The organism is Novilysobacter erysipheiresistens, assembly GCF_036663935.1.
In the GTDB taxonomy this organism is placed as follows: Bacteria; Pseudomonadota; Gammaproteobacteria; order Xanthomonadales; family Xanthomonadaceae; genus Novilysobacter; species Novilysobacter erysipheiresistens.
This window is the reverse complement of record NZ_JAXGFP010000001.1, coordinates 201,672-218,059: the sequence shown is the minus strand read 5'-3', so window position 1 is coordinate 218,059 and position 16,388 is coordinate 201,672. Positions and strand designations below refer to the sequence as shown.

At 64.8% G+C, this 16,388-nt stretch carries 20 protein-coding genes; 15 read left to right on the top strand and 5 right to left on the bottom strand.

Going from position 1 to position 16,388, the window contains the following annotated elements; translation table 11 throughout:
• Positions 1 to 31: 31 nt before the first annotated feature.
• The 8 genes from SNE34_RS01065 (at position 32) to SNE34_RS01030 (ending at position 9,879) form a co-directional block, all read left to right on the top strand.
• A complete protein-coding gene (locus SNE34_RS01065) occupies positions 32 to 700 on the top strand; it encodes a YkvA family protein (RefSeq protein ID WP_332613875.1) in 669 nt (222 codons plus the stop codon).
• Positions 701 to 947: 247 nt separating this feature from the next.
• Positions 948 to 1,577, top strand: coding sequence for a hypothetical protein (locus SNE34_RS01060; protein ID WP_332613873.1), 630 nt, complete (start codon positions 948 to 950; stop codon positions 1,575 to 1,577).
• A gap of 101 nt (positions 1,578 to 1,678) precedes the next feature.
• A complete protein-coding gene (locus tag SNE34_RS01055; protein ID WP_332613871.1) occupies positions 1,679 to 2,329 on the top strand; it encodes a hypothetical protein in 651 nt (216 codons plus the stop codon).
• A gap of 56 nt (positions 2,330 to 2,385) precedes the next feature.
• Positions 2,386 to 5,907 carry a DNA polymerase III subunit alpha gene (dnaE, locus tag SNE34_RS01050; RefSeq protein ID WP_332613869.1) on the top strand — a complete coding sequence of 1,174 codons (3,522 nt, stop codon included), beginning with the start codon at positions 2,386 to 2,388 and terminating at the stop codon, positions 5,905 to 5,907.
• 117 nt (positions 5,908 to 6,024) lie between these two features.
• Positions 6,025 to 7,812, top strand: a complete 1,788-nt coding sequence (locus SNE34_RS01045) for a hypothetical protein (RefSeq protein ID WP_332613867.1) — start codon at positions 6,025 to 6,027, stop codon at positions 7,810 to 7,812.
• Positions 7,813 to 8,449: 637 nt separating this feature from the next.
• The gene (locus tag SNE34_RS01040; protein ID WP_332613865.1) at positions 8,450 to 8,665 is read left to right on the top strand and encodes a DUF4287 domain-containing protein; all 216 of its coding nucleotides are present in this window, start codon (positions 8,450 to 8,452) and stop codon (positions 8,663 to 8,665) included.
• A 23-nt stretch (positions 8,666 to 8,688) separates the two neighbouring features.
• The gene (locus SNE34_RS01035; RefSeq protein WP_332613863.1) at positions 8,689 to 9,114 is read left to right on the top strand and encodes a GFA family protein; all 426 of its coding nucleotides are present in this window, start codon (positions 8,689 to 8,691) and stop codon (positions 9,112 to 9,114) included.
• Positions 9,115 to 9,492: 378 nt separating this feature from the next.
• Positions 9,493 to 9,879: a cupin domain-containing protein gene (locus tag SNE34_RS01030; RefSeq protein WP_332613861.1), complete on the top strand. Its 387-nt coding sequence runs from the start codon at positions 9,493 to 9,495 to the stop codon at positions 9,877 to 9,879.
• Positions 9,880 to 9,918: 39 nt separating this feature from the next.
• Here the strand turns inward: SNE34_RS01030 and SNE34_RS01025 are convergent, their stop codons facing one another.
• Both SNE34_RS01025 and SNE34_RS01020 read right to left on the bottom strand, forming a co-directional pair.
• On the bottom strand, positions 9,919 to 10,689 hold the full coding sequence (locus SNE34_RS01025) for an SDR family oxidoreductase (protein WP_332613860.1): 771 nt from the start codon (positions 10,687 to 10,689) through the stop codon (positions 9,919 to 9,921).
• 164 nt (positions 10,690 to 10,853) lie between these two features.
• Entirely contained in the window at positions 10,854 to 11,918 is a 1,065-nt protein-coding gene (locus tag SNE34_RS01020) for an NADH:flavin oxidoreductase/NADH oxidase (protein ID WP_332613858.1), read from the bottom strand.
• A 141-nt stretch (positions 11,919 to 12,059) separates the two neighbouring features.
• Here SNE34_RS01020 and SNE34_RS01015 point away from each other — a divergent pair, with 141 nt between their 5' ends.
• From SNE34_RS01015 to SNE34_RS00990, 6 genes are all read left to right on the top strand, one after another.
• Positions 12,060 to 12,224 carry a hypothetical protein gene (locus tag SNE34_RS01015; RefSeq protein WP_332613857.1) on the top strand — a complete coding sequence of 55 codons (165 nt, stop codon included), beginning with the start codon at positions 12,060 to 12,062 and terminating at the stop codon, positions 12,222 to 12,224.
• A 76-nt stretch (positions 12,225 to 12,300) separates the two neighbouring features.
• Complete coding sequence (locus tag SNE34_RS01010) at positions 12,301 to 12,558, top strand: type II toxin-antitoxin system prevent-host-death family antitoxin (RefSeq protein WP_332613855.1); 258 nt, start codon at positions 12,301 to 12,303, stop codon at positions 12,556 to 12,558.
• The gene (locus SNE34_RS01005; protein WP_332613853.1) at positions 12,546 to 12,845 is read left to right on the top strand and encodes a type II toxin-antitoxin system RelE/ParE family toxin; all 300 of its coding nucleotides are present in this window, start codon (positions 12,546 to 12,548) and stop codon (positions 12,843 to 12,845) included. The genes SNE34_RS01010 and SNE34_RS01005 overlap by 13 nt, the downstream gene beginning before the upstream one ends.
• A gap of 194 nt (positions 12,846 to 13,039) precedes the next feature.
• Positions 13,040 to 13,204 carry a hypothetical protein gene (locus tag SNE34_RS01000; protein WP_332613851.1) on the top strand — a complete coding sequence of 55 codons (165 nt, stop codon included), beginning with the start codon at positions 13,040 to 13,042 and terminating at the stop codon, positions 13,202 to 13,204.
• A 7-nt stretch (positions 13,205 to 13,211) separates the two neighbouring features.
• Entirely contained in the window at positions 13,212 to 13,979 is a 768-nt protein-coding gene (locus tag SNE34_RS00995; RefSeq protein WP_332613848.1) for an alpha/beta hydrolase, read from the top strand.
• Positions 13,980 to 13,996: 17 nt separating this feature from the next.
• Entirely contained in the window at positions 13,997 to 14,476 is a 480-nt protein-coding gene (locus tag SNE34_RS00990) for a GNAT family N-acetyltransferase (RefSeq protein ID WP_332613847.1), read from the top strand.
• Between the two features lie 57 nt (positions 14,477 to 14,533).
• Here SNE34_RS00990 and SNE34_RS00985 read toward each other — a convergent pair whose 3' ends face one another.
• Genes SNE34_RS00985 through SNE34_RS00975 form a run of 3 tightly spaced genes read right to left on the bottom strand, consistent with a single transcriptional unit; the run spans position 14,534 to position 15,904 of the window.
• Positions 14,534 to 15,085 carry an SRPBCC family protein gene (locus SNE34_RS00985; protein WP_332613845.1) on the bottom strand — a complete coding sequence of 184 codons (552 nt, stop codon included), beginning with the start codon at positions 15,083 to 15,085 and terminating at the stop codon, positions 14,534 to 14,536.
• Entirely contained in the window at positions 15,082 to 15,501 is a 420-nt protein-coding gene (locus tag SNE34_RS00980; RefSeq protein WP_332613843.1) for an ArsR/SmtB family transcription factor, read from the bottom strand. The genes SNE34_RS00985 and SNE34_RS00980 overlap by 4 nt, the downstream gene beginning before the upstream one ends.
• Before the next feature lie 55 nt (positions 15,502 to 15,556).
• Positions 15,557 to 15,904, bottom strand: coding sequence for a hypothetical protein (locus SNE34_RS00975; RefSeq protein WP_332613841.1), 348 nt, complete (start codon positions 15,902 to 15,904; stop codon positions 15,557 to 15,559).
• A 144-nt stretch (positions 15,905 to 16,048) separates the two neighbouring features.
• Here SNE34_RS00975 and SNE34_RS00970 point away from each other — a divergent pair, with 144 nt between their 5' ends.
• A complete protein-coding gene (locus tag SNE34_RS00970; protein ID WP_332613840.1) occupies positions 16,049 to 16,372 on the top strand; it encodes an antibiotic biosynthesis monooxygenase family protein in 324 nt (107 codons plus the stop codon).
• Positions 16,373 to 16,388 lie beyond the last annotated feature (16 nt).

Here is a 16,388-nt window from a genome sequence, read left to right as displayed (position 1 = left end):
ATCCCCGGCGTCCGCTTCCCGGAGAACCGCCATGAACGCCATGACCGCCACCGCCCGCTCGCTGCCGACCACCATCGCCGCCGCCGTCGACCTCGCCATCGTCCACCCGCTGCCTTCATCGCCGCAGAACCGTCGGCGCACCGTCGGCGGCTTCAGCATCCCGCAGATGGAAGTCGATCGCTTCAACGCTTTCCTGCTCCAGTTGGGGCGGACCGGGACCCCGTTGCAGCGCGACCAGTTGGCGACCGCCGCGCGTGAATTGTGCGACCGCAACATCCGCAGTGCGCCCGGCATCGGCCCGCGCATGCGCCGCGCCGCCGCCGCCGCCCTGATGCTGGCCGACCCGGCCTGGGAAGCCCGCGCCGAGGCCGCGGCGCTGGCATCGCTGGTGGTCGGCTACGTCCACGCTAGGAACGACTTGTTTCCGGACGACTTGCCGGGGTTCGGCCGCCTGGATGATGCGATCGTCATCGACACCGCCTGGCCGCGACTGGCCGACGAGATCGCCGACTACCTCGACTACCGCCGCGTGCGCCAGATCGAGGCGCGACTTCGCGGTTGCAGCCGCAATGATTTCGGTTTCGGCCGGGACCAGTGGGAGCAGGCATTCCGTGCCGAAGCCGCATTGGCCGAACACCAGCGGCAGGCGCGCACGCGCTCCTACCTGCCGGCGTCGATACCGCGGTTCCACATCCACTGAGCCGGTATTGCCAGCAACGCAGGCCGCCACCGCGGGCGGCCTTCGCGGCATTGTTCAGCCGCGGTTTCGCAAGGTCTGCGGCGCTGCCGTACAAGCCCCGCCGCAGCAGGCTTTCGCCGCCCTAGTCCCAAGGTCATCCCCCCTTTGGGGGCAAAGACAATCCGATTGCAACGGCGCAGCATGGACCTGCATCAAAAGAACTGCATCCAGCACGGATGCAGTGCAAAAAGCGAGGTGTGCCATGCGCATGTCAGTCCCCACTCCGACTGCCGACCCGCTGCCGTACTACAGCCATGACAGCGCGCCCGATGGCCGGATCGAAACCCGCGGCAACCTGAGCTTGCGCAGCGAGGCGATTGCCCGCTTCGACGCCCTGTTGCACGAAATCCACCCCGACGCCGCCCGCGTCGACCCCGCCCGCCTGCAGCACCTGGTCAACTGGCTGCTGGCGTTGCCGGCCGACGTCGCCCACGGTGTCCTCGACCGCCGCCTGCAACGCGTCGAGGAACTGCGCGCCATGCTCGACGATGCCGACTGGGACAACGAGCCGGCGACACGCGCGCGGATCCTCAAGCTGCTGGCCTACATCGACCGCGACGACGACCTGATCGCCGACCACGAACCGATGCTCGGCCTGCTCGACGACGTGCTGCTGATCGAATTGGCCTGGCCGGCGTTCGCCGACGAGGCCGAGGAGTACCGCGACTTCTGCGCGTACCGCGACGACCAGCACCCCGGTGGCAGCGGCCAGGACCAACGGTCCGCATGGGTACGCGACCGTGTCGCCGAGATCGCGCTGTGGCAGCACCACCTGCGGGTCAACGGCAGCCATTACGCCCAGTCCGGCGACCCGCCGATCCGCTTCCGGGTCAGTTGATCCTTCGTTGTCATTGCCCGCGGCTTTGCCGGTATTTCCAGATGACAGCGGCACTTGCAACTCCTCCACTCCACGGACGGACCTTGCTTCGGGACACCGCCATGAACGTCGCCACCGCTTCCATCGCCCCCCTTCCGGACGTGCTGTCACAACCCGGCTTGAACGGCAACGGCCGCCGCCACCTGATCGGCCGCCACGACCTCGACCCCGGCGCACTCCGGCACTTCAACGAGCTGATCGCCCAGATCGACCTCGGCCACGCTCCACTGGAGCGCGACCAGGTGGCCAGCGCCGCGCGCGAGCTGATCGACCAGCCCGGCGACGGCATCGCCCCGGCCTGCATCCGCCAGCGCATGCGCCGCGCCGGCGCGCTCGACCTGATGCTCACCGACCCCGAGTGGGAAACCCTGGCAGTGGCCCAGGTCGCCGCCGCCATCGTGGTCAGCTACCTGCGCGACAGCTTCAACCTGATCCCCAACGGCCTGCCGGTGGTCGGCCGGCTCGACGACGCGGTCATGGTCGAAACCGGCTGGCCGATAGCCGCCGACGAAGTCCGCAACTACCTCGACTTCTGCCGGCTGCGCCGGATCGAGGCCGAGTTGCGCGGCGAACAACGCCCGCATTTCGGTTTCACCCGCGAGACCTGGCTGGTCGCGCGACAGGCCGAGGCCGAGTGGATCGCCCACTGCCGCCAGGTCGCCACCAACAGCTACCTGCCGGCCGGCTCCAGCCAGCGGTTCCGGGTTAGCTGACACCCGACCGGGCTGCTACTCTGGCCGTTGCCCTCGCCGGTCAGTCCACGGCACGAATGTCCGCATCGCCTTTCGTACACCTTCACCTCCACAGTGAATTCTCCCTCGCCGACTCGACCATCCGGGTCGGCGAGCTGGTCAAACGCTGCGTGGCGCTCGAGCAGCCCGCCGTCGCGCTGACCGACCTCAACAACCTGTTCGCCGCGGTCAAGTTCTACAAGAAGGCCGAGGCCGCCGGGATCAAGCCGATCCTCGGCGCCGACATCGGCCTGGCCGATGGCAACGAGACCCCCTCGCGCCTGACCCTGCTGTGCCGCGACCACCAGGGCTACCTGACCCTGTCGCGCCTGCTCACTCGCATGTGGATGGAAGGCCACCGCATGGACGGCGTGGCGATGCGCCCGGAGTGGCTGCGCGAGGACAACGCCGGCCTGTTCGCGCTTGCCGGCCGCCAGAGCCTCGCCGGGCGCCTGGCCACCGGCCACCGCGCCGAACTCGCCGAGGCCTGGGTCGCCGACTGGCAATCGACCTTCGACGACCGCCTGTTCCTGGAGCTGACCCGCACCGGCCGCGACGGCGAGCAGGTGTTCAACGACCTCGCCCTGCACCTCTCCAGCAAGCGCGGCCTGCCGGTGGTGGCCAGCAACGACGCCCGCTTCCTCGACGCCGAGGGCTTCGAGGCGCACGAGGCGCGCGTGTGCATCTCCACCGGCCGCGTGCTCGACGACCCCAAGCGGCCGAAGGAGTACAGCGCCGAGCAATATCTCCGCTCGTCCGAGGAAATGGCGCGGCTGTTCGCCGACGTCCCCGACGCGATCGACAACGCGCTCGCACTGGCGACCCGCTGCAACGTCGAGATGAAGCTGGGCACCTACTACCTGCCCGCATTCCCGGTGCCCGACGACCACACCATCGAGTCGTGGCTGCGCAGCCAGTCGCGCGAAGGGCTGGAGCAACGCCTGCTCAAGGCGCCGCTGGCCGACGGCAAGACCCGCGCCGACTACGACGCGCGTCTGGAAACCGAGCTCGACGTCATCATCGCGATGGGCTTCCCCGGCTACTTCCTGATCGTCGCCGACTTCATCAACTGGGGTAAGCAGCAGGGCATCCCGGTCGGCCCCGGCCGCGGTTCCGGTGCCGGCTCGCTGGTGGCGTGGGCGCTGGGCATCACCGACCTGGACCCGCTGCCGTACGACCTGCTGTTCGAGCGCTTCCTCAACCCCGAACGCGTGTCGATGCCCGACTTCGACATCGACTTCTGCATGGACCGCCGCGACGAGGTGATCGAATACGTCGCCCGCAAGTACGGCCGCGACCGGGTCAGCCAGATCATCACCTACGGCACCATGGCCGCGAAGGCGGTGGTGCGCGATGCCGGCCGCGTGCTCGGCCACCCGTACGGCTTCGTCGACGGCATCGCCAAGCTGATCCCGCTGACGCTCGGCATCAGCCTCGACGACGCACTGGGCGAATCGGAGGCCTCGCACAAGAACCCGACCCTGGCCTCGACCGACCTGATCGAGCGCTACCAGCGCGAGGACGACGTTCGCGACCTGCTCGACCTCGCCCGCTCGCTCGAGGACCTGACCCGCAACGCCGGCAAGCACGCCGGCGGCGTGGTCATCGCGCCCAGCCCGCTGAGCGACTTCTGCCCGCTGTTCGCCGAACACGACGGCGAAGGCCGTGGCCGTGGCCCGGTGACCCAGTTCGACAAGGACGACGTCGAAGAGGTCGGGCTGGTCAAGTTCGACTTCCTTGGCCTGCGCACGCTGACGATCATCGACTGGGCGGTGAAGGCCATCAACGTCCGGCGCGCGGCGGCCGGCGAAGCCCCGCTCGACATCACCGCGCTGCCGCTCGACGACAAGCCCAGTTACGAGCTGTTCGCCCGCGGCGACACCGTCGCGGTGTTCCAGTTCGAATCACGCGGCATGCGCGAACTCCTCAAGCGCGCCCAGCCCGACACCTTCGAGGACATCATCGCGCTCGCCGCCCTGTTCCGCCCCGGCCCGCTCGGCTCGGGGATGGACAAGGACTGGGTCGACCGCAAGCACGGCCGGGAGGCGGTCAGCTTCCCGCACGAATCGCTGGAACCGGTGCTGTCGCCGACCTACGGCGTCATCGTGTACCAGGAACAGGTGATGCAGATCGCCCAGGTCATGGCTGGCTACTCGCTGGGCGGCGCCGACCTGCTGCGCCGCGCGATGGGCAAGAAGAAGGCCGAGGAGATGGCCAAGGAGCGGGCCAAGTTCGAGGCCGGCTGCGAGGAGCGCGGCATCCCGGCGCGCATCGCCAGCCCGATCTTCGATTTGATGGAGAAGTTCGCCGAGTACGGCTTCAACAAGTCGCACTCGGCCGCCTACGCACTGGTCGCCTACCAGACCGCCTGGCTGAAGGTGCACTACCCGGCCGAGTTCATGGCCGCGGTGCTGTCCTCGGACATGGACAACACCGACAAGGTCACCGGCTTCCTCGACGAATGCCGGGTGATGGGGCTGGAGGTGCTGCCGCCGGACGTCGACGCCTCCGCCTACATGTTCGAAGCGACCGAGCCGGGCGTGATCCGCTACGGCATCGGCGCGGTCAAGGGCGTCGGCCGCGGCGCCTGCGAGTCGATCGTCGAAGCCCGTCGCAGTGGTCCGTTCACCGACCTGCTCGATTTCTGCAAGCGCGTCGACGGCAACAAGCTCAATCGCCGCACCGTCGAGGCGCTGATCATGGCCGGCGCCCTCGACAAGCTCGGGAAGAACCGCGCCAGCCTGATGCTGCAGCTGCCCGAGGTACTCAAGGCGACCGACCAGCTCGCCCGCGAACGCGCCGCCGGCCAGGTGTCGCTGTTCGGTGGCGCCGACACCACCGCGCCGGCGCTCAAGCTCGACCTGCCCGAGACCGACGAATACCCGCTCGGCCACCTGCTCAACGGCGAGCGCGACACCCTCGGCCACTACCTCAGCGGCCACCCGTTCGACCCCTACCGCGACGAACTGCACGCCCTCACCGGCCACGACCTCGGCGACCTCGAGAAGATCTGGGAGAACCGCCCCGAGTCCGCCCGCAGCGGCTGGCGCCCGGAACTGGAAACCGTCGTCGCCGGCCAGGTCGTCGGCCTGCGCAAGAAGGGCGACAGCCAGATGTTCGTGCAGATCGAGGACGGCCGCGGCCGGCTGGAGGTCGCCTTCTTCTCCGAGACCTACACCGACTACGTCACCCTGCTGACCCGCGACCGCCTGCTGGTGATCCAGGGCGGCCTGCGCGAGGACGCCTTCAGCGGCGGCTTCGCGCTCAAGGCTGCGAGATGCTGGGATTACGAACAGATCTGCGCGACGCACGCCAAGCGGTTGTCGCTACGGCTGGATTTGCGCGTGCCGGGGACGTGGGACCGGGTGGACGGGTTGCTGGCGAAGCATCGGCCCGGCAAGACGCCGATTCGGGTGGATTTGATCAAGGCCGGCGCCGCGGGGATGCTGGATTTGGATGGCAGCCACTCGGTGCGGGTGGATGCGGAACTGGTGGGGACGTTGAAGGCGGTGCCGGGGGTCAAGGCGGTTAAGTTGGCGCTGGGGCGGCCTTGGGGATAGCACTAAAAATTTATGGGTGCTACCACTTGGCGTCTCGGCGGCGCAGCTACTCCTTCGCCATCTAGCGCGGTTTTCCAATTAGTTGGCACCAAGATCCGCCTTTTCAGGGGAAAGAGCGTGAAATTCCGATCACTAAAAAAGTGGGACGACCCGAGCAACAACGCTCCACTCGTTTACTTCGCGCAATTGATGGAAGAGTTGTCTTACGACAAGACGCCAAGCACCTACAAGCCGTCTGTAATGCACACTGCATTGCTTGGAATAGAACTAAGCGAAACAATTGACAATGTTGAAAACGGAATAATTAGAGCACCCAATATCGATCATGTCGCTGGAGAGTTCTGCAGTAGTCTTAGCAAACATCCAATTGCCGACAAACTTCTGAATGTTCCAAGCGGACTTCTAATCGGCTCGCTAAAAAACAAAGCCGGCTCCACTGGATCAAAGCAACTTACGGTTGATCTTGTGGTCAATCAACTTCGGTCTAGCGCATATAGACGTGCATGCGAAGAGACCGTCATTGAACAGATTGAGAGCGCTCAGTGCAGCTACGACATACTTCGCGCTGCCACTCGAAATTATGTAACGACCCTGTTATCTCTAGGGTACAGTTCGAAATACATCCATGAGATTGTGCTCAAGAATTTCCACTACGATAAGAACCGTATTGGACAAGCCAAAGCCGCTCTGAAAGCGTTTTTTGAAGTATTTGATAACCAAACTAAAAAATATACGCTGGTCTTTAAGGCCGATAAGATATTTTTAACTGTGGCCGAGGCACTCAAAGAGCTTCGAATTGAGATATCGCGGGAACCTCCTGGCGACATCGATCTAAGCGCCCACGTAAATTTCCTTCGGACTGAACCAACACACGTCTACGCGACACTGCGGGATATTCCAGCAAAAGAACCATACGCCGCGCGACAGAATGGCGAGCGCATAATGCGCGTCGCCGCCACTTTTCTAACACTATTTCATCATCGAGATCGACCGACGTGGCTCTCTGACGCAATTGTTCATTTCGGTGATGCAGCCATTAGCCGCCTACACCCACGCGGCATGAATGCTATGCATAAGGGGGCCGACCTCCCTCCAGAGGTTGCAGCTCGGAAGATGAAAGACTTTCTAGAAAAGTTCTCGCTTCATGAAGAAGCATTTCATAAGTTTATGAGGAGCGCTCAACTACATGCTCTAGCTGCGGGCAGCTCGTCAGATGAAAACCAACTCTTAAATTTATGGATTGCAATTGAATCATTAATACCCGCCGAGACCAAATCTTCACAGGAGGCGACGATTGAACACATCGTAAACTCGCTTCTACCTGTTCTGAGCTATGACTATTTCGAGAGACTCGTAAATCATCTGGTTAAGGACCTATTACATTGGGATAAGCCTTTTGTATTGAGTCAGTTCAAAGGAATTCCAGGAAAAACTTTTACAGAAAGACTACTTCGGATAATGGGGTTACCGGACCACGCAACTCAGTATGATTCGCTTATTTCTAGATGCAGAGATTTTGCACTTCTCGAAAAGCGAATCGATTATTTGAAGTCTATATCGGCATCTCCGTCCGCGCTCAGTTCGCTTCTTGACGGACACGAAGAGAGGGTGTCTTGGCAAATACGACGAATCTATCGAACTAGAAATATTATCGTACATAGTGGCGAAACACCCTCGCACACTAACGTGTTAATCGAGCTTGCTCACGAATACCTTGATAATGTTCTCAACCTTCTAACTAAACTGGCATCGCGCCCTTCACAGATATCAACGGTCGCCGAGGGCTTTACCCTCGCCCAGCTACACTATCAAGACTATAAAAATTCGCTATCACAAAAGAACTTTGTGCTCTCAGCAGGCACCATTGTCCCAACCATGTTCATGCGCAAGAGCCTCCGCACCTGACCTAGGTAGAGCACAGCCCGGGAACGGGATTGGGTTTACATTCTTTCAGCCGATCGCCACGGCACCTCATCCTACTTTCGTAACTGTTAGGGAGTCGCGCAGAGCCCTGAGACACCGCCGCCGGGTGTTTACGATTCGCGGCCGAACCGCGACAGATTTGACGGCGACTCTCCACGACCCGTGATCGGTTCTAAATCGCTCACGAACGGGTCTTCCGGCATTAATTCGCGACTCTCCAATACTCCGTGTCGACTCCCAAAAACTCGCGCGTTAGCCCCGCCACACCCGCCACCGAGCCCCACACATTTCGCGCCCGACTCCCACACGCTACCCTTCCCCCGCCGGCCACGATGGCCGGTTTCACTCACAACGCGACAAGGAGTACGGACACATATCGCAGAATCTGGTTTCCCAGCACTCCGCCGACGCAGTGGGCCGCGGTCGACGCCGCCATGCAGACCATCGAGGACAACCTGCTGGCACTGGCGGCGCTCAGCGCGACGGAGATCGGGAGGCTCGATGGGCGATAAGTCCAGAATTGTCGATCTTCTGCCAGTTCGCTCGTCGGACAGATGAGGACCAGCCAGGCTAGCCAAGGCGGCTATCCGCGGGCCTCACTCCAACAGCGAGATCGCTCATGACTACGGATATCAAAGTTAAAGGTCCCGCCTCGTACTTCCCTTCCATCGAGAAGAACTACGGAAAGCCGGTGGCGCACTGGTTCGAGGTCCTTGATTCCGTCCAGGACAAGAAGCACATGGAGCAGGTGGCTTTTCTCAAGACCGAGCACAAGATCGGTCACGGCCACGCCAATGCCCTTGTCGCTTATCACAAGGCCCGCCGCAAGGCCTAGCAATTCATACCTGCGGGGATGCCATGAAGAAGCTCTACTCGGGAAGCTGCCATTGCGGCGCCGTCAAGTTTGAATGCAACCTCGATTTGACGACGGGGACCCGACGGTGCAACTGCAGCTTCTGCTGGAAGTCCCGCTTCTGGAAGGCTTTCGCCATGCAGGGCGACTTCCGGCTGCTGCAGGGCGAGGCGGCGTTGAGTGACTATCAGGCTTCACCGTCCGAATGGCCGGAAGCCGACGTGCACCACTACTTCTGCAAGCACTGCGGGATCCGCCCTTTCAGCAAGGGATACCTGGAGATCGAACCGTTCAATGGTTCGTTCCATGCGGTGAACGTCGCAACGCTTGATGACGCTACCGACCTGGAGCTTTCTGCTGCCCAGATCCAGTACGAGGACGGTCGGGCGAATTGCTGGGAAGCTGCGCCCGCGACGACAAGCTACTTGTAGGCACGACGTGGGTTCCTCCGCGATCCAGAGATTCCCGCAATCGCAAGAAGGCAATTGCCTGAGATATCTCCGGCTATCGTGCAGCGATCTCCTTCAAAAACAAGGTCTCGAACCTCATCAATGAGGTCTGGAACCTCACGCGCGAGGTCTGCGACCTCATTGACGAGGTGTGGAACCTCGTAAGTGCGGTTGCCGACCTCGTGCATGAGGTTCAGGACCTCGTCGTCGATGTCCGGGACCTATCGAACGAGGTGCAACACCTCGCAGATGAGGTTCGGGACCTCGCCACAGGCCTCGGCCGGTTCGACGCCGCTTGCCGTTGGCTCTATCAAGGCGCAGACCGCTTGTTCGCCCACTGCGTCTCTCGGAGGCCCAACGATGCGCATTGCCAAGCAGGACATCCCCATCAGGATCGACGTGCCGGGGGCCATCGCCCGTCAAAAGACGGAGTTCGGCAGCGCCGCCGGATACGGCACGATCAGCGGGGAATACTTTTCCCTTGGCGCCGGCACCGATATCGCGCCGCTGCTGCAGGGACTGGAAGATGATCTCTGCCAATCCCCGCACTGGGGCTACCTGCTGCAAGGTGCGCTTACCGTCACCTACGCCAACGGGGACAGCGAAGCCGTCAATGGCGGTGACTTGTTCTACTGGCCCCCCGGGCACACGGTCCGGGTCGGCCAGGATGCCGAGGTAATTCTCTTCAGCCCGCAGCACGAGCACAGCAAGGTGATCGACCACATGCTCGGAAAGATGGCGGGATGAGAAGGCCGCCCCGATGGCGGCCCTCCTTCGTTTCGTCACTCAGGTCCGGGTAATGGACACCCCACCATCGACCAGCAGGGCAACGCCGGTGATGAAGCTCCCTGCGTCCGAGGCGAGATGGAGCACGGTTTGCGCGATCTCCTCGGGCCGGCCTAGGCGCTTGAGGGCGTGCAGGCTTTCGATGAAGCCGCGGGTGCCTTCTGGCGCGTCCGGCGCGTTGGCGTGGTTCGACGGCGTGTCGGTGGCGCCCGGCAGGACCGCATTGACCCGGATGCCTTGCGAGCCGAACTCCGCGGCGAGGACCTGGGTCAACCCGGTCAGCCCGGCCTTGCTGGCGGCATAGGCCGCCATCCCGGGGAAGCCCACGGTGGAGCCGACGAACGACGAGGTGAAAACGATCGAGCCGCCACCGCGCGCCAGCATCGCCGGCACCTGGTACTTCGCGCCGAGGAAGGCGCTTGTCAGGTTGGTGTCGAGCGTGTCGCGCCAGCCGTCCAGCGAGACGTCGGCGACCGATCCCATCGCGCCGAGGGCACCGGCATTGTTGAAGGCGATGTCGAGACCGCCAAAGCGTTCAACCGCCGCATCGACCAACGCCCTCGCCAGCGCTTCGTCGCGGACGTCACCGGCCACCGCGATGGCCTGGCCGCCGTCGGCCTCGATCTCGCCGACCAGCGTGTCCAACTCGGCCTGGCGACGCCCGCTCACGACGACCCTGGCGCCCTCCCGGGTAAACAGCCGGGCCGTCGCGCGCCCGATCCCCGAGCTGGCCCCGGTGACGATGGCCACCTTGTCCGCGAGTACCTGCATTTCCAATTCCCTGCGTTGTTTTGATGCGGGGAATCTAGGCGTGCCGGTCGCCGGCTTCTATCCGTTTCTTGTTCCCGTACTGACGGCCTGAAATAGTCGGGTCCGCCATTACTAGTCGCCCGTCCGAACTGCCGCGCAGCCGCAGCGACTGCGGCGGATGACGCTCACCAAGCGCGGCCGTACTGCATCGGCGGCGTGATTTCGGCACCGAGCGCGTGCGCGGCGCGGCGCGGGAAGTACGGGTCGCGCAGCAGTTCACGCGCCAACAGCACCACGTCGGCCTCGTCCTCGGCGATGATGCGCTCGACCTGCTCGGGTGCGGTCAGCAGGCCGACCGCGCCGGTGGCGACGCCGGCTTCGCGACGAATGCGGCAGGCGAACGGCACCTGGTAGCCGGGCTGCAGGGGGATCTTCGCGTTCGGCACGGTGCCGCCACTGGAGACGTCGACCAGGTCGATCCCGCGATCGCCTACCAGCCGCGCCAGGGCGATGCTCTGCTCGATGTCCCAGCCGTCACCCTCGACCCAGTCGGTCGCCGAGATGCGCAGCCACAGCGGCAGGCGTTCCGGCCAGGCCGCGCGCACGGCGTCGATGATTTCCAGCAGCAGGCGGACGCGGTTGTCGAAGCTGCCGCCATAGCGGTCCTCGCGCCGGTTGGACAGCGGCGACAGGAATTGGTGCAGCAGGTACCCGTGCGCGGCGTGCAGCTCGACCAGCCGGAAGCCGGCGTCCAGCGCGCGCCGGGTCGCGGCGACGAAGTCCTCGATGACCTTGGCGATGCCGGCCTCGTCCAGCGCGTCCGGCACCGGCGAGCCGGCGTCGAATGCCAGCGCCGAGGGCGCGACCGGGGTCCAGCCGCCCTGCTCCGGAGCCACCGCGCCGCCGCCGCGCCACGGCGCGTCGGTGCTGGCCTTGCGGCCGGCGTGGGCGAGCTGCACGCCCGGCACTGCGCCCTGGCCTTCGACGAAGCTGATGACTCGGGCCCAGGCTTGCGCTTGCGCGTCGTTCCACAGCCCGGTGTCGGCCGGCGAAATCCGGCCCTCGGGCGAGACTGCGGTGGCTTCGGCAATCACCGCGGCAGCACCACCGACCGCGCGGCTGCCGAGGTGCACGAGGTGCCAGTCGTCGGGCAGGCCATCGCGCGAGGAGTACTGGCACATCGGCGAGACCATGACGCGGTTGCGGAATGTCACGCCGCGTTGGGTCAGTGGGTCGAAGAGACGGGCCAAAGCATGGCTCCTGTATGCGCATGAGGCGACAGTAGACACGCGGCGGCGTCGGCGCGATGTCAGTGGGACCGGCGACGTAGGTCTCCGCGCGGCCAGGCGGGCGCGAGTGCCTATCACCATGAGTACGAGACTTCGCGAGGCATGATCGCGAGCGAGCTGGTCGAAGGCGGACGGCAGTGGGAGTTCCAGATCAACGGTGCAGCCAAGGGGTACTGGAGCGACGGCAACGACACGCGCTATTTCGGCGGCATGGACGCTGCATGCGATCCGCTGGTGCTGGTGCCGCATATCGGCATGGATCCGTAGCACGCGGCTTTTTCGTTGCCGGGCGCACCCGAGTCCGGCATTGCATCCGCGCAAGTGCCACTTTAGTATCACTCCCGTGCGCACCGAACTCGTCACCACGCTCAAGCGGCAGGCCACGGAACTGTTGTCGGACCTGCAACGCGATCGCGAGCCGATCCTGATCACGCAGCACGGCTTGCCGAGCGCGTACCTGGTGGACGTGGGCAGCTACGAGCGGATGCAGCAACGCATGTCGGTGCTGGAAGGCATTGCCCGCGGCGAAATGGCCGTCGCCGAAGGCCGCGTGGTGACGCATGCACAGGCGAAGGAACGCCTGTCCCGATGGTTGAAATAATCTGGTCGGAACCGGCACTGGCGGACCTTGACGCCATTGCCGACTTCATCGCACTCGAAGATCCCGCCGCGGCCTCGGCACTGGTCCGACGGGTGCTCTCTCATGTGGAGCGGCTCGCCGCGCACCCGGCCAGCGGCAGCCGGCCTCCGGAACTGCCCCGCGGCCGCTATCGCCAGATTGTCGAACCGCCATGCCGGGTGTTCTACCGCTACGACGACAAGCGGGTATTCGTGTTGCATCTGATGCGTTCGGAGCAACAGTTGCGGCGAAGCCACCTGGCTCGGTAGCGGAACGCTGCTACTGCAACGAAGGGCCGCCCCATCGGGCGGTCCTTCTGCATGCGGCGCTAACATCGCCGGGCGACCATGGCCGCGACTCGACGGAGGGACACTCCCATGACGAAGAAATCCGACGACAAGCCCAAGCTCCTGTCCGGCGGCAACCCGCAGATCCCCAGGGGCGACGGCGACGAGACATCAAGGTGACCTTCCACCGCGGCTCGTCTCTCAAGCCGATGCCGCCGGAGGCCTCCAAGCACGAGCAGGTGCGCTACGTGCACATTTACGAGGATGAGGGGCTGGACGAGAAGCAGATGAAGGACTGGATCAAGCAGGCCGCCAGCAAGCCGGGCGACGAGTTGTTCTGACCGGTCGATGAGGCCGCTTTCGAAGTCGCTGGCCGTTGCAGCTGCGCTGGTCGTCGCGGGCTACCTGGCGATCTGCGCCCTGCTCTACCTGTTGCAGGACCGCTTCATCTACTACCCCGTCCCGCGCGGCGTCGACACGCCGGCCATCACCCTGCAGCGCGGCGACGCGGACGTGGTGGTGTCGACCAACGGGGTCGAGAGCGACCACGCCATCGTCTACTTCGGTGGCAACGCGGAGGACGTGTCCCGCGCCATCGCGCCGCTGGCCCGTGCCTTCCCCGGCGCCACGATCTACGCGATGCACTACCGCGGCTACGGCGGCAGTACCGGCACGCCGTCCGAGTTCGCCCTGGTCGCCGATGGCATGGCGCTGTTGCAGCGCGTCCGGGAAACGCATTCGCGCATCTCCCTCGTCGGCCGCAGCCTCGGCAGCGGCGTCGCGGTGCAGGTGGCGGCGTCGAGCCCCGTCGAGCGGCTGGTGCTGGTGACGCCGTTCAACAGCATCGCCGAACTCGTCGCCGGGCCGTTCAAGCTGTTCCCGACGCACCTGCTGCTGCGCGACAAGTACGAGTCGTGGTGCCATGTGCAGCGGCTGCAAGTCCCGACGACGATCATCGTCGCCGCCAATGACCAGGTCGTCCCGACGTGGAGCTCGCGCAAGCTCGCGGACGCCTTCCCAGCCGGGGTGGCGAAGCTGGTGGTCATCCCGGATGCTGGACACAACACCGTGTCGGACGCTGCCGGGTACGCGACGGCGCTCGGCAGCAGCGATTGAGGAGGTCGCGACCGCCCATGGACCCGATGCCCGACAACCCGACCCTGAGAGAGGCCACGTCGACCGATCGCGAGACGCTGCTGGCGCTGGAGCAGGGAGTCGTCTCAGCCGAGCGCCCGTTCAACGACGCCATCCGCGACAGTGGCGCGCGCTACTACGACCTCGACAAGTTGATCGCCGACCCGGACACCTTGCTGCTGGTCGGCGAGGTGGACGGCCGGATCATCGCCACCGGATACGTTCAGTTGCGCCAGTCTGAGCCGGCGTTCAAGCACGCGCGCCATGCCTACCTGGGTTTCATGTACGTAGCCGAGCGCTACCGTGGCCGCGGCATCAACCGGACGGTGATCGAGGCGCTGGTCGACTGGAGCCGACGTCGCGGCGTCATGGATGTCTATCTTGACGTCTACGTCGACAACGCATCTGCGATCCGCGCCTATGAGAAGTTGGGCTTCAAGGGTCTATTGCTGGAAATGAAACTCGACCCGCCGCGTTAGCACCAGGCGCATCCGCCGGTATACGCCTTGGCCCTGTCTGTTCTCCGTGTCCGAACGTCAGGCCGGGATGCGACGGTCGTACTCGGCGCGCAGGCGGGTCCAGCCGTCCCAGAACGTTTCCTGCGCTTGCGCGGTTTCGCCGTTCGCACGCCTGACCAGGATGTCGAGGTGCAGGTGCCAGCCGGCGCCGATCATCAGCAGGTTGGCGCGGTCGGAAATGCCGCGGTGGACCAAAGTCAGCAGCACCTGGTCGCCCTTGCGCTCGAGGTCGATGGTCACGTCGCCCTCGCCCCAGGCGAAGGCGAGCCGGTGCGGAGGGTCGAGCTCGGTGATGCGGCTCTGCATGCGGTGTTCCTCGCCGAATCCTTCCGGACGTTGGCCCGGCGGATCGGTCAGCTCGTCGTTGCGCCAGACGAGCTCGAACGGCGCACCCTCCTGCAGTTGCATGTCGCCGGCGGCAAGCCATTGGCGGCGCAGTTCGCTCTCGGTGAGGTAGGACCAGATGCGTTCGATCGGGCCGGGCAGCAAGCGCTGGATGCGCACGGTCTGGGGTGCGCTGACGAAGCCGTAATCGGCTTCGGGGGTGGCGAGTGTGGTGGCCTGGTTCATGGCTTCCTCCGTGGGGGACGGGTTTTGCGGGCGGGGGTGGTCGGTACGGGAGTGCTGCGGGTGGGTGCCCGCTTGGGTTTCCTGGCGGCGTCCTCGGCCTTGAGGATGGCTTCGAGGGCATCGAGCCTGCCGGTCCAGAAGCGTTCGTAATGGCGCAGCCATTCCGCACCCGCATGCAGCGGGCGGGCGTCGAGTCGGCAGGTATGCACGCGGCCCTGCACTTCACGTTGGATCAGGCCGGCGCGCTCCAGCATCTGGATGTGCTTGGAGGCGCCCGCGAGCGAGATGTCGAAAGGCGCGGCCAGTTCGCTGACGGTGCGCTGGCCATCGGCCAGGGCGTGCAGCATCGCGCGCCGGGTCGGGTCGGACAGGGCCTGGAACACGGTGTCGAGACGGGGGGAATATTTGTCAACCATATGGTTGAATATACGCCGGCCCGATCGATTGTCAACCGTTTGGTGAAATATTAGTTCAGGCGAACACCGCGACCAGCAACAGCAGCAGCGCGGCCACCGCCGCGATCGCGTGCGAGACCACCAGCCAGGCCGGCAGCAGGCGTTGCTTCCACTTGTACTGCAGGCTCATCAGTGCACCGGCAGCCGCGACCAGCAGGAACAGCAGTGCGGAAACCCAAGCCGTGGCTGGTACCGGCGTGGTGCAGATCGCATAAACCAGCAGGGTCAGGCCGGAGGCCGCGAGCAAGCCGTGCAGCATCGCCAGCCAGGCCGGCGGGTTGTGCTTGGTGGCGAAACGGATGCCGGCCATGAGCAGCCCGCCGGCGGCGGCAATCAGGAACAGGAGCGCGGCGGTCGTCAGCATGGCTTTGTCCACGGCGGGCTTTACAGCTTCTTCCCGCTGGCGTGAAGTCCGCGTTCACCCGCGGTCTGTCGGCGGAACACGCACTTGGCAACGCCGCCGGTTTGCCGGAGGCTTGGCCGGTCCTGGTCCGCACTGGAATCGCACATGCCCGCCAACACGCCACGGCCGCCCTACTACGCCGTCATCTTCACCGCGCAGCGCACCGAGGGTGACAACGGCTACGACGAGATGGCCGCCCGCATGGACGAGCTGGCCGCGCAACAGCCCGGCTACCTCGGCATCGAAAGCGCGCGCGGCGCGGACGGGGCCGGCATTACCGTGTCGTACTGGGATAGCCTGGACGCGATTGCCGCCTGGAAGCGCAACGCCGAACACCGGCTCGCCCAGGTGCAGGGCCGCGCCGACTGGTATTCGCAGTACACGGTGCGGATCGCGAAGGTCGAGCGGGCCTATGGGCGCGAGGGCTGAGGCCCACGAACCAATC